General features: G+C 74.0%; 13 protein-coding genes. 5 read left to right on the top strand and 8 right to left on the bottom strand.

Features of this window, described 5'->3' with window-relative positions:
* Positions 1–6 precede the first annotated feature (6 nt).
* Positions 7–324: an AzlD domain-containing protein gene (locus H4O22_RS05115; protein WP_182525967.1), complete on the bottom strand. Its 318-nt coding sequence runs from the start codon at positions 322–324 to the stop codon at positions 7–9.
* Positions 325–328: 4 nt separating this feature from the next.
* The gene (locus H4O22_RS05110) at positions 329–979 is read right to left on the bottom strand and encodes an AzlC family ABC transporter permease (RefSeq protein WP_244963113.1); all 651 of its coding nucleotides are present in this window, start codon (positions 977–979) and stop codon (positions 329–331) included.
* Between the two features lie 125 nt (positions 980–1,104).
* Between H4O22_RS05110 and H4O22_RS05105 the strand changes: the two genes are divergently transcribed.
* From H4O22_RS05105 to H4O22_RS05095, 3 genes are read left to right on the top strand one after another with little or no spacing between them, the layout of a single operon-like run.
* A complete protein-coding gene (locus H4O22_RS05105) occupies positions 1,105–1,728 on the top strand; it encodes a hypothetical protein (protein ID WP_182525966.1) in 624 nt (207 codons plus the stop codon).
* 41 nt (positions 1,729–1,769) lie between these two features.
* Positions 1,770–2,633, top strand: a complete 864-nt coding sequence (locus H4O22_RS05100) for a cobalamin-binding protein (RefSeq protein WP_182525965.1) — start codon at positions 1,770–1,772, stop codon at positions 2,631–2,633.
* A gap of 9 nt (positions 2,634–2,642) precedes the next feature.
* On the top strand, positions 2,643–3,044 hold the full coding sequence (locus H4O22_RS05095; RefSeq protein ID WP_182525964.1) for a DUF2695 domain-containing protein: 402 nt from the start codon (positions 2,643–2,645) through the stop codon (positions 3,042–3,044).
* Here H4O22_RS05095 and H4O22_RS05090 read toward each other — a convergent pair.
* From H4O22_RS05090 to H4O22_RS05080, 3 genes are read right to left on the bottom strand one after another with little or no spacing between them, the layout of a single operon-like run.
* Entirely contained in the window at positions 3,041–5,056 is a 2,016-nt protein-coding gene (locus H4O22_RS05090) for a vWA domain-containing protein (RefSeq protein WP_182525963.1), read from the bottom strand. The two genes, H4O22_RS05095 and H4O22_RS05090, sit on opposite strands and share 4 nt — an antisense overlap.
* A 21-nt stretch (positions 5,057–5,077) precedes the next feature.
* Positions 5,078–6,466 carry a magnesium chelatase ATPase subunit I gene (locus tag H4O22_RS05085; protein WP_182525962.1) on the bottom strand — a complete coding sequence of 463 codons (1,389 nt, stop codon included), beginning with the start codon at positions 6,464–6,466 and terminating at the stop codon, positions 5,078–5,080.
* Between the two features lie 22 nt (positions 6,467–6,488).
* Positions 6,489–7,409 (bottom strand): universal stress protein, encoded by a 921-nt coding sequence (locus H4O22_RS05080; RefSeq protein WP_182525961.1) that lies wholly within the window; start codon positions 7,407–7,409, stop codon positions 6,489–6,491.
* Positions 7,410–7,500: 91 nt separating this feature from the next.
* On the opposite strand from H4O22_RS05080, the gene H4O22_RS05075 reads away from it, so the two are divergent.
* The gene (locus H4O22_RS05075; RefSeq protein WP_244963112.1) at positions 7,501–7,866 is read left to right on the top strand and encodes a YchJ family protein; all 366 of its coding nucleotides are present in this window, start codon (positions 7,501–7,503) and stop codon (positions 7,864–7,866) included.
* Between the two features lie 146 nt (positions 7,867–8,012).
* Here the strand turns inward: H4O22_RS05075 and H4O22_RS05070 are convergent, their stop codons facing one another.
* From H4O22_RS05070 to H4O22_RS05060, 3 genes are read right to left on the bottom strand one after another with little or no spacing between them, the layout of a single operon-like run.
* A complete protein-coding gene (locus tag H4O22_RS05070; RefSeq protein WP_182525959.1) occupies positions 8,013–9,209 on the bottom strand; it encodes a lipid-transfer protein in 1,197 nt (398 codons plus the stop codon).
* A complete protein-coding gene (locus tag H4O22_RS05065) occupies positions 9,206–9,655 on the bottom strand; it encodes a Zn-ribbon domain-containing OB-fold protein (protein WP_182525958.1) in 450 nt (149 codons plus the stop codon). Before H4O22_RS05065 ends, H4O22_RS05070 begins: the two co-directional genes overlap by 4 nt.
* Before the next feature lie 42 nt (positions 9,656–9,697).
* The gene (locus H4O22_RS05060; protein WP_182525957.1) at positions 9,698–11,089 is read right to left on the bottom strand and encodes a cystathionine beta-synthase; all 1,392 of its coding nucleotides are present in this window, start codon (positions 11,087–11,089) and stop codon (positions 9,698–9,700) included.
* A gap of 80 nt (positions 11,090–11,169) precedes the next feature.
* Here H4O22_RS05060 and H4O22_RS05055 point away from each other — a divergent pair, with 80 nt between their 5' ends.
* Positions 11,170–12,195 carry an SGNH/GDSL hydrolase family protein gene (locus H4O22_RS05055; protein WP_182525956.1) on the top strand — a complete coding sequence of 342 codons (1,026 nt, stop codon included), beginning with the start codon at positions 11,170–11,172 and terminating at the stop codon, positions 12,193–12,195.
* The last annotated feature ends 48 nt before the right edge of the window (positions 12,196–12,243 follow it).

Raw genomic sequence — 12,243 nt, 5'->3', positions numbered from 1 at the left:
TGGAACCTATCCACCGAGGGCGCGCAGGCCCGCGGTGACCGCCACCGCCACCAGGACCGCGAGCAGCAGCGGCGCCTTCCGCCACAGCAGCACCCCCGCGACCGCGACGCCGGCGGTGCTCGCGTCGACCTCCCAGCGCTGCCCCTCGCTGAGCGCGGCGGTCACGACGAGCGCGGCGAGCAGCGGCGCGGGCAGGAGCGCGATGACGGCGGCGGCCCGCGGCGGGAGCTCGCGCCCGCCCAGCAGGACCGGACCCGCCGCCTTGATCGCGACGGTCACCAGCGCCACCGCGCCGATCAGCACCCACCACCCCGCGCTGTCCACGCCGCTACCTCGCCAGCGCCACGAGGGCGACGACGCCCGCGGCCAGGATGGGTACGCCGGGGGGCGCGACGGGCACCAGGAGCAGCGCCAGCAGCCCGCCGGCGACCGCGGCCGTCCGCGTGCGGGGGTCACGCACCTCGGCCAGCAGCAGCGCCAGGAAGAACGTCGGGTAGACCGCGTCCAGCCCGAGCCGGTCGGTGTCGCCGAGCACGTCGCCGATCAGGACCCCGACGACGGTGCCACTGATCCACCCTGCGTACTGCGGGACGGTGGAGCCCATCAGCTGCCGGTGGTCGAAGGTGCCGTCGCCGTTGTTGGCGAGCGCCCAGGAGGGGTCGACCACGGTCTGGCCCTGGAGCGCGCGGGTCAGCGGGCGCCCCGGGAGCGAGGGCGCGACCGCGACGCCCATCGCCAGGAACCGTGCGTTCATCAGCCCGGCGGCCGCGACCGCCGGGACCAGGCCGCCGCCGGCGCCGACCACCGACAGGGCGGCGAACTGCGCCGACCCCGCGTGCACGAGCGCCGACATCGCCACCGCCTGGAGCGGCGTCAGCCCGGTCTGCACGGCCAGCACGCCGAACGACATCGAGAGCAGGAAGCCGACCGCTGCGAAGGGGACCCCGAGCCGCATCCCCCGGCGGAACGACGCGTGCACCGTCACACCCTACGGACCAGACGAAGGTCGACACCGCCGGACCTGTCGACCGAAGGACCAGCGGGACGGCCGGCCGGCGGCTAGGTTCCCTGCCGACCCCGTCCCACGACCGCATCGGAGCACCCATGTCCCCCCGCTGGCTCAGCCGCACCCTGGTCGCGCTCGCCGTCCCCGCCCTCGTCGTCCCCGCCCTCGCGACCCCCGCCTCCGCGGCGAAGGCGCCCGAGGTCCCCTCGGTCGCGCAGGTCACGAAGGTCTACCCGCACCTCGGCGGCGAGTCCTACGTGACCCACGACAAGGTCTACCGCAGCACCAAGAAGTGCAAGCAGGGCAAGGCGATCAAGGGGGCGACCGCCACGTTCGCGTCCTACACCGTCGACGACCCGGCGGACCAGGCGGCCACGGGCGCCAAGCCGAGCGTGTTCACCACGGCGATGAAGTTCCGCACCGCGAAGGCCGCGAGCGCGTACCTGCGTGCGTCGGGCAAGACCGTGAAGTGCCCCCTCGCGGGCCCCGAGGGCGAGGACATCAAGATCAAGGTCACCAAGATCAAGTTCAAGCTCGGGGAGGAGCGCCAGGGCTGGACCATCTCCGCGACGTTCGACCAGACCAGGCTCGTCGCCCATGCGCTGGTGGTCCGCAAGGGCAAGCACCTCGTGACGACCGGCGTCAGCTCCTCCGACGGCAAGAAGCCCTCGGTCAAGAAGGCGGTCAAGTTCACCAAGGTCGCCATCAAGACCGCGAGCTGACGACCAGCCCGCCCGACCGTCCCCCGGCCTAGCCTCAGGCCGTGCGCATCGTCTCGCTGCTCCCCTCCACCACCGAGATCCTCTTCGCCCTCGGCGCGGGGGACGCCGTGGTCGGGGTGAGCTTCGAGTGCGACACCCCGGCTGAGGCACGGACCCGGGCGATCGTCTCCAGCACCTCGATGCCGGCCGGGCTGGACCCGGCCGGCATTGATGCGTACGTCGCCGCCGCGATCGCCGCCGGCGAGAACCTCTACCGCCTCTCGGCGGACGCCCTGCGCACGCTCGACCCGACCCACGTCGTGACCCAGGACCTCTGCGCGGTGTGCGCCGTCGACGTCACCGTCGTCGACGACGCGCTGGCGCACCTCGGGTGCACCGCCGAGGTGCTCACCGTCGACCCGCGCACGGTCGAGGAGGTGCTGGGCTCGGTGCTCGTGCTCGGCGGCGCCGTCGGGAGGGAGGCCGAGGCCGCGGACCTCGTGGCGTCGCTGCGGGCCAGGCTCGCGGCGGTCGCGGACCGGGTGGCCGACCGGCCACGGCCCAGAGTCGTCGTCCTGGAGTGGACCGACCCGCCGTACGCCCCCGGCCACTGGATCCCCGAGATGGTCACGCTCGCCGGAGGCGACCCGGTGCTGGGCACCGCCGGCGAGCGGTCGGTGCGGGTCCCGTGGGCGGCCGTCCACGACGCGCGGCCCGACCTGGTCGTCGTGGCGCCCTGCGGCTACGACCGGGCCGGCGCGCAGGCGCAGGCCGACGCGCTCCTCCGGGCGGGGCTGCTCCCGCCCGGAGTCCCGGTGCACGCGGTGGATGCGAACGCCGCCTGGGCCCGGCCCGGGCCACGCCTCGTCGACGGGGTCGAGGAGCTGGCCGGCGTCCTGCACCCGGCTGTCGGCGGTCTCCACTAGACCGGTCCCATGACGTCGATCGCCGACCAGGCCGAGCGCTACCTCCAGGACCTGGCCCACCCCTGCGCGCAGCCGTCCGCCCGCCAGTGCCTCGTGTGCTTCGTGGCCCGCGCGGTCGAGCAGATCGGGTGCGACGAGACCCTCCGGTGGGCGCAGCGCTTCCGGGAGGTCCGCTCCCCCACCGCGACCGGCCTCGAGCACCGGCTCGCGGAGGTCGGGGCCTTCTGCGACTGCGAGGTGCTCCTCAACGGCTACCGGCTGGCCCGGCACCTGCTGGTGCGCGACCTGGCCACCGACGAGCTCGAAGCACCTGACGAGCTGCCCGACTGCGCCGGCGTCCGGTCGACCTCCACCCGCCCGTGCGGCCACTGGCGACGCCGGACCACCTCGGTCTGGGACGACGCGCCCTAGTCGCCGACCCAGAACCCCCGGCCGCCGAACCAGTCGCCGTACGCCGACCCGCCGCCGCTGCCGGGGCGACGCGAGCCGAGGTACGACCCGACGACGGCGGCGCCGAGGTCGTCGAGCTCGGGGGCGACCACCCGGCCCTCGACCCGGTCGGCCATCGAGTCCACGAACCGCGCCAGCCCGGGGTCCTCCCCGAGCCGGAAGAACGTCGTCTGCGCGCCGAGGCGGCGCGCGTTGTCGAGCTCGCGGACGGCGTACGCCACGGTCAGCGGGTGCGGCGGGTAGCTGAAGAACACCTCGCCGTCCGGCTCGAGGTGGGACGTCGGCTCGCCGTCGGTGACCACGAGCAGCACCGGCTGGGCGTTCGGGTGCTTGCGGAAGTGCCGGTTGGCGAGCAGCAGCCCGTGGTGCAGGTTCGTGCCCTTCTCCCAGCGCGCGTCCAGCGCGGTGAGCTCCTCGATGTCCATCACCTCGGCGTGCCGGCCGAAGCCGATCAGCTGCAGGTGGTCGCCGCGGAACCGGGAGCGGATCAGCGTGTGCAGCGCGAGCGCGGTGCGCTTCATCGGGACCCACCGGCCGTCCATCGCCATCGAGAACGACGTGTCCACGAGCAGCGCCACCGCGGCCTGGGTGCGGGCCTCGGTCTCCTGCACCTCGACGTCGCCGATCTCGAGCACGGCGCCGGTCGGGTCGCCCGCGCGGCGGCGTACGCCGTTGAGCACGGTGCGCGGGATGTCCCACGGCTCGGTGTCGCCGAACGCCCACTCCCGCGTCGCCCCGGACAGGTCGCCCGCGGCGCCCGCGCGGCGCAGGTCGCGCTGGCCCTGGCGCCCGGACATCTTCTCGGCCACGTCGCGCAGCAGCGCCTTGCCGAGCTGGCGCATCGCCTTGGGCGTCAGCTGCAGCTGCCCGGTGGAGTCGCGGCGCAGGGTGCCCTGCTCGCGCAGCGCCTTCTCGAGCCGCTGCAGGGTCCGCGCGTCGACGGCGGCCTGGTCGCCCAGCTGGCGGGAGAGCTTGTCGAGGTCGAGGTCGTCCATCCGCGCCCCGCCGTACGACTGGGAGAGCTGCTCGGAGAGCTCGTCGAGGTCGGCGAGGTCCTGGAAGACGCCGGTGCCGTCGCCGAGGCCGAGCCCCTCCTCGCCGTCCATCCGCTCCGAGCCGCCCCAGTCCTCGCCCGGGCGCAGCGACTGCAGGTTGCCGTCGAGCCGGGACAGCGCGTCGGAGAGCTGCGGGGACCCGAACGCCTGGGCGGAGAGCTCCATCAGCTCCTGCCGCTGCTCGGCGCTCATCGAGTTGAGCATCCGCTGCGCCGCGGCGGCCCGCTGCGCCATCGCGTCGAGCAGCTCGTCGAGGTCCTTCGGGTCCTCGGGGAAGAAGTCTCCGTGCTTGGCCATGAACTCGGCGAAGTCCTCGGCGGTGTCGGTGCCCTGCTGCCGCTTCTCGAGCAGCTCGTTGAGGTCGCCGAGCATCTCGTTGATCGCGGCCCGGTCCTCGTCGGTGGCGTTCTCGAGGGCCTGCTTCATGCCGGCGAACCGCTGGTCGAGCAGCTCCCGGCCGAGCAGGTCCTTGATCTTCTCGTAGTCGGCGCGGGCCTCGCGGCTCTGCCAGTCGTACGACGAGAGCTCGCTCACCGCCGCGGCGGGGCTGGCGGGGAGGTTCTCCAGCTGGAGCTCGCGGAAGGCCCGGTCGGCGTCGTCCATCATCGCGTCGCGGGCGAGCTGCTTGCGCTCCTCGAGCACGGCGCGGTCCAGCAGCTCCTTGACCTCCTGGAGGGTGCCGTCCAGGTTGTGCCGCTGGGTCAGCTCGCGGCGCCGCTCGGCCACCCGGCGGGCGAGGTCGTCGAGCCCGGCCTGGTCCCGGCCGCCGCGGCGCAGGAACTCGCGCATCGCGCGCTCCGGGCTGTAGCCGGCCATCACGTCCTCGCCGATGGCGTCCAGCGCCTCGGCGATGTCGACCGGCGGCGCGAGCGGGTCGCCGCCGTCGTACTTCCTGAAGCGGGTGCGGTCCTTGCTCACGCCGCCCACCTCCGCGCGACGTCAGCCATAGACGGTCTCGGACCCGTCGGAGTCCTTGCCGATGCGCCGGGCCAGGTAGAGCCCCTCGAGCGCGAGCTCGATGGCGCCGGCGCGCTCGCCGTCGTCGGTGGCGCCGAGCCGGTCGCAGATCTCGTCGTACAGCTCGGACTCGCCGAGCACCGGCAGCCCGGTGAGGAAGTCGCGGGCGGTGACCTGCTCGCCGGTGGTCACCATCGCGCCGGCCTCGATCGCGTCCACCAGCAGCGCGAGGTCGAGGCCGCGGAAGTGCTGGCGGACCGTCTCGGCGGTGGCGGTGCGGAGCAGGTGGGTGAGGATCTCCTCCTCGCGGCCCTCCTCGCCGGACTCGAACTCGATCTTGCCGCCGAGCACCTCGAGCGCGGTCTCCAGGTCGACGGCCCGCGCGACCGCCTCCTCCTCGCCCTGCCGGGTGGCGCGGTGCAGCGCGGCGGCCGCGATCGTCTCGGCGCCGGCGATCGCGAAGCGCGCGGAGACGCCGCTGCGCTGGTCGACCGAGCTGGACTCGCGCAGGTTGCGGGTGAACCGGGCCAGGATCTCCAGCAGCGGCTCGGGCACCCGCGCCACGAGCTCGGCCTCCTGGCGGATGACGGCCATCTCGGCGTCGAGTCCGAGCGGGTAGTGGGTGCGGATCTCGGCGCCGAAGCGGTCCTTGAGCGGGGTGATGATCCGCCCGCGGTTGGTGTAGTCCTCGGGGTTGGCGCTGGCGACGACCAGCACGTCGAGCGGCAGGCGCAGCACGTAGCCGCGGATCTGGATGTCGCGCTCCTCCATCACGTTGAGCATCGCGACCTGGATCCGCTCGGCGAGGTCGGGGAGCTCGTTGATGGCGACGATGCCGCGGTGGCTGCGCGGGATCAGCCCGAAGTGGATGGTCTCGGGGTCGCCGAGCGAGCGGCCCTCGGCCACCTTCATCGGGTCCACGTCGCCGATCAGGTCGGCCACGCTCGTGTCGGGGGTGGCGAGCTTCTCGGCGTACCGCTCGTCGCGGTGCCGCCAGGCCACCGGGAGGTCGTCGCCGAGCTCGGCGGCGCGGCGGCGGGACGCGTGCGTGACCGGCTCGTAGGGGTGCTCGCCGAGCTCGGAGCCCGCGATCACCGGCGTCCACTCGTCGAGGAGGCCGACCATGGTGCGCAGCAGCCGGGTCTTGCCCTGGCCGCGCTCGCCGAGCAGCACCACGTCGTGCCCGGCGATCAGCGCCCGCTCGAGCTGCGGGACGACGGTGTCCTGGAGCCCGTGCAGCCCGGGCCACGGTTCGACGCCGTCGCGGAGCTTGGCGAGGAGGTTCTCGCGGATCTCGGTGCGGAGGGTGCGGTGCACGTGGCCGGAGGCCCGGAGCTCGCCGACGGTGCCGATGGTGGGGGCGTGGGTCACGTCCTCCAACGTACCCAGCGCCTCAATCGTCGCGGTCCCCGTCCACGTCGTGGGGGACGACGGCAACGGCGCCGTCGGCGCGCTCGACGACCGCCGGGGCGATCGGCACCTGGACCAGGTCCCGCAGCGGGCCGGTCTGCCGGAGCCCGACGACCGTGAGGTTGCGGCCCCGGGACGCGAGGACCAGCGCCTGGTCGACCAGGCCGCGCCAGAGCGCGCGCTCGACCTGCACGTCCGGGTACTGCTCCTGCATCCCGCTCATCGCCTCCGCGAGCAGCGCCTCGACGTCGGGGTACTGCGAGATCTCGTGCTCCGGCACCTGGTGGGCCGACCAGCCCGCGGACTGGACGTCGAAGAAGCAGTGCACGACGGTCAGCGGGAGCTGGCGCAGGGACGCCTCCCGGTAGGCGAACCCGAGCGCGGGCATCGAGGCCGGCGTGCCGTCGACCCCGACCAGGATGCCGCCGGTCGCCTCCTCGGCGCCCGGCCGCACCACCACGACCGGGCAGTGCGCCTGTTTGGAGACCGCCACGCTCACCGAGCCCAGGAGCAGGCTGCGGACCGGCCCGCGACCGCGCGAGCCCACGACGAGCACCGCGGCCGACCGGGACAGCTCCTCGAGCGCGTCGCGGGCGTCGGTGCCCACGACGAGGCCGCGGACGTCGAGGTCGGGGTGCAGCGCGAGCGCCTCGTCCCGGGCCTTCTCCAGCATCGTGGCGGCCTCGTCGCGGATCGCCTTCGCGAGGGCCTCGCTGTCGATGCCGGCCTCGGCCAGCCAGACCGTGCCCTGGACGGTGAAGCCGTTCACGAGGGTGAGCGGCCGGTGCGTGAGCCCGGCCTCGACGGCCGCCCAGCGGACCGCGCGCGCGGACCCGTCCGAGCCGTCCACCCCGACGACGACGGTGCCGGCGGGAACGTCACTGGTGCTGCTCAGAGTCTCCATGCCCGGAGTATCCACCCCCGCCGGGCCGCCCGTCAGGGGCCTCCGGACGGGCCCGAGGGGGACCTTGGTCCCGGTCGCCTACGCTTCCCGGGTGCAGCTCCAACGACCCTGCCCGTGCGGCTCCGGCACGACGTACGACGGGTGCTGCGGGCGCCTGCACCGCGGCGCGGCGCAGGCGGAGACCGCCGAGGAGCTGATGCGCTCGCGCTACGCGGCGTACGCCGTCGGAGACCTCGACCACGTGTTCCGCACCTGGCACCCGCGGACCCGGCCCGACGTCCTGGAGCCCGACCCCACGCTGACCTGGACCGGCCTGCGGATCCTCGGCAGCGGCGAGGACTGGGTCGAGTTCGTGGCCTTCTACGAGCGCGCCGGCGTACTCGGCGAGCGCCATGAGCGGTCCCGCTTCCAGCGCCGCGCCGGCCGCTGGGTCTACCTCGACGGCGACCTCACCTGAACCCACCCGTTGAGTTGGGCTCCCCTCACCGTCGAGTTGGGCGAAGCTCACCCTCGAGTTGGGCGAAGCTCACGCCAGCGCGTGAGGAACGCCCAACTCGACCGGGAGAACGGCCCAACTCAACGGTGAGGTAGGCCCAACTCAACCTAACGGCTGAGGATGACCGAGGAGCCGTGACCGAAGAGGCCCTGGTTGGCGGTGATGCCGACCCGGGCGCCCTCGACCTGGCGGCCGGTCGCCTGGCCACGGAGCTGCCAGGTGATCTCGCAGACCTGGGCGAGCGCCTGGGCCGGGACCGCCTCGCCGAAGCAGGCCAGCCCGCCCGAGGGGTTGACCGGGATCCGCCCGCCGATGGTGGTCTCGCCGGCCCGGAGCAGCGACTCGGCCTCGCCGCGTGCGCAGAGGCCGATGTCCTCCATCCAGTCCAGCTCCAGCGCCGTCGACAGGTCGTAGACCTCCGCGACGCTGACGTCCTCGGGCGAGACCCCGGCCTCCTCGTACGCCGCGTGCGCGATCGACTCCTTGAAGGTGCGCGCCGGCTCGCCGACCTCGGCGCTCGGGTCGGTGGAGAGGTTCGGCATGTCCAGCACGGTGTTGGGGAAAGTCGGCGTCACCGTGGAGACCGCGTCGACGGTCACCGGCTGGTCGAGGCCGAGCCGCCGGGCGTACTCGGTGCTGGCCAGCACGACCGCGGCGGCGCCGTCGGAGGTGGCGCAGATGTCGAGCAGGTGGAGCGGGTCGGAGACCACGGCGCTGGTCAGCACGTCCTCGACCCCGACCTCCTTGCGGTAGCGGGCGTTCGGGTTCGCCAGGCCGTGCTTGGCGTTCTTGACCTTGACCCGCGCGAAGTCCTCCTGCGTGGCGCCGTAGAGGTCCATCCGGCGGCGCGCGTACATCGCGAAGTACGCCGGGTTGGTCATGCCGAGCAGCCGGAACCGCAGCCAGTCCGGGTCGTCCCAGCGCTCCCCCGCGTTCGGCGCGAGGAACCCCTTCGGCGTGGTGTCCGCACCGACGACCAGCGCGACCTCGCAGAGCCCGGCCAGGATCCGGGCGCGGGCGGTGTCGAGGGCCTGCGCGCCCGTCGCGCACGCGGCGTACGACGTGGCGACGCGGGCGCCGTTCCAGCCGAGCGCCTGGGCGAAGGTGGCGCCTGCGACGTACCCGCCGTACCCGTTGCGGACGGTCTCGCCGCCCACGACCAGGTCGACGTCGGTCCACGGGACGCCGGCGTCGGCCAGCGCCGCGCGGGCCGCGTGCACGCCGTACGAGACGAAGCTGCGGCCCCACTTGCCCCACGGGTGCATGCCGACGCCGAGGACGGCGACGCTGTTCTGACGGCTCACTGGTCGGCCTCCTGGCCCATCTCGACGACCGGCTTCCAGCGCCAGACGGTGCGCTCCCCGGTCTCGTCGGTGTGCAGGGTCTCCACGACGAGCTCCACCTCCGCGCCCACGCGCAGGTCGGCGACGCCGTACCCCTCGGCCACCTGGCCGAGCACGGTCAGCCCCTCCGGCAGCTCGACCGCGGCGAGCGCGAACGGCTCGTAGGGGTCGCTGGCGGGGACGTACGGCGGGGGCGGCTGGTACTGCGCGTCGGTGTAGGACCAGATGCGGCCGTGACGCGACAGCTCGACGTCGGCGAACTCCTCGCCGTCGCACGCGGGGTTGCGGCAGTACCCGGCGGTCACCGGCGGGAAGTACACGCTCGCGCAGGTCACGCAGCGGGAGCCGACGAGGGCCGGCTCCGGCCCCGTCGTGAACCACCCCTCGATCACGGGTGTCGCGGTCATCGGCCCTCCTGCGCTAGGAACTAGAACAGGTTCCACCCTAAGTCAGGGCTGCGCGAGGAACCCCAGCAGGTCCTGCCTGGTGAGCACGCCGACGGGGGCGCCCTCCTCGTGGACCAGCACGCCGTCGGCCGACTCGAGCAGCCCGACGGCGGCGGAGGCGTCCTCGCCGGAGCCGATGGTCGGCAGCGGGGCCGACATGTGCTCGGAGACGCTGTCGGTGAGCCGGGCGGTGCCGGCGAACAGCGCGTCGAGCAGGGCCCGGTCGGAGACCGAGCCGACGACCTCGGCGGCGACCACGGGCGGCTCGGCGCGGACGACCGGCATCTGCGAGACGCCGTACTCCTGCAGGATCGCGACGGCCTCCGCGATGGTCTCGCTGGGGTGGGTGTGCACCAGGTCGGGCAGCCGGCCGTCCTTGCCGCGCAGCACCTCGCCCACGGTGCGTACGGCGGGGGCCTGGCCGCTGGCGAAGCCGAACTGGCTGAGCCAGCTGTCGTTGAAGATCTTGCCGAGGTAGCCGCGGCCGGAGTCCGGCAGCAGCACCACGATCACGGCGTCGGTGCGACCCTCGGCGGCGAGCTCCTCGGCCAGCTGCTTCGCGGCGTACGCCGCCATCCCGGACGAGCCGCCGACCAGCAGCGCCTCCTCGCGGGCCAGCCGCCGGGTGTAGGCGAACGAGTCGGCGTCGGAGACCTCGATGATCCGGTCCGCGACCGAGCGGTCGTAGGCGTCGGGCCAGAAGTCCTCGCCGACGCCCTCGACGAGGTAGGGCCGGCCGGTGCCGCCGGAGTAGACCGACCCGGAGGGGTCCGCGCCGACGACCTGGATGTCGGGGTTCTGCTCCTTGAGGTAGCGGCCGGTGCCGCTGATGGTGCCGCCGGTGCCGACGCCGGTCACGAAGTGCGTGATCCGGCCCTCGGTCTGCGCCCAGATCTCCGGCCCGGTGGTCTCGTAGTGCGACCGCGGGTTGTGCGGGTTGGAGTACTGGTCGGGCTTCCAGGCGCCGGGCTGGGACGCGAGCCGGTCGCTGACGTTGTAGTAGGACGTCGGGTCCTCGGGCTCGACCGCGGTCGGGCAGACGACCACCTCGGCGCCGTAGGCGCGCAGCACGTTGCGCTTGTCCTCGCTGACCTTGTCGGGGCAGACGAACACGCAGTGGTAGCCCCGGGCCTGCGCGACCATCGCCAGCCCGACGCCGGTGTTGCCGGAGGTCGGCTCCACGATGGTGCCGCCCGGCTGCAGCGCGCCGGAGGCCTCCGCGGCGTCGATCATCCGCGTCGCGATCCGGTCCTTCACCGACCCGCCCGGGTTGAGGTACTCGACCTTCGCCAGGACGAGGGGACCCTCGGTGCCGCCCAGGTCGTCGAGGGACCGGCCGAGCCGCAGCAGCGGGGTGTTGCCGATCAGGTCCAGGAGCGAGCTCACGTACTGCATCCCCTCAAGATAGGGCCGAAGGCGCGGCCCCGCAGAAACCCCGTGCCCCCGCCCCCGGCCGCCGTCCGTAGAATCGCGGCGTGGGGAAAGCCGGGGCAGCGCGCAAGCTCGCCTCCGCCGCGGTGTACGGCGGAGGCGGTCTCTCCGTCGTCGGCGGCGCCCTGTACGGCGTGCTGACCGCCGAGGCGAAGCTCGCCCGCAAGACGATCGGCAAGATCCGCGAGGACCCGCCGCCGGACTCCTCCGGCTGGTACGGCCGCGGCCGCCCGGGCCCCGCGATCCGGGTCGCCCTGCTCGGCGACTCCAGCGCGGCCGGGTACGGCGTCGAGCGGGTCGAGGAGACCCCCGGGGCGATGCTGGCCAGCGGGATCGCCGAGCACGCCGGCCGCCGGGTCCACCTGCGCGACTTCGCCGTGGTGGGCGCCCGGTCCTCCGACCTCGGCGACCAGGTGGACCGCGCCATCCCGGTCACCCCCGACGTCGCGGTCATCCTCATCGGCGCCAACGACGTCACGCACACGGTGATGCCGTCGGCCTCCGTGCGCCACCTCGCCGAGGGGGTACGCCGCCTCCGCGAGGCCGGCATCGAGGTCGTGGTCGGCACCTGTCCCGACCTCGGCACCCTCAAGCCGATCGCGCCCCCGCTCAAGCAGGTCGCCCGCGCCTGGTCGCGCCGGCTCGCCGCCGGCCAGACGATCGCGGTCGTCGAGGAGGGCGGCCGCACCGTGTCGGTCGGGTCGATCCTGGGTCCGGAGTTCGCCGCCGCCCCGGCACTGCTCTTCGGCCCCGACCAGTTCCACCCCTCCGCCCAGGGCTACCGCTCGCTCGCGTCGGTGCTGGTGCCCTCGACCCTGGCGGCGCTCGGCGTGATCCCCGACGAGGAGGCCCACGTCGAGACGCTCCGCGGCGAGGGCGTGCTGCCGATCACCAAGGCCGCGATCGAGGCGGTGCGGACGCCGGGCACCGAGCTCGACGGCACCGAGGTCGGCGGCAACCGCCTCGGCGTCCGCGGCCGGTGGGTCGAGATCCGGCACCGCCGCCGCCGGCCGCAGACCGTGGCCGAGACCCCCGAGGACGCCGACGAGCCGGAGACCGCCGACCGCTGACCGCCTCACCGTTGAAATGGGCCCACCTCACCATCGAGATGGGCCGTC

It is taken from the genome of Nocardioides dongkuii (genome assembly GCF_014127485.1).
GTDB classification, from domain to species: domain Bacteria; phylum Actinomycetota; class Actinomycetes; order Propionibacteriales; family Nocardioidaceae; genus Nocardioides; species Nocardioides dongkuii.
This window is presented reverse-complemented; position numbering and strand designations above follow the sequence as displayed.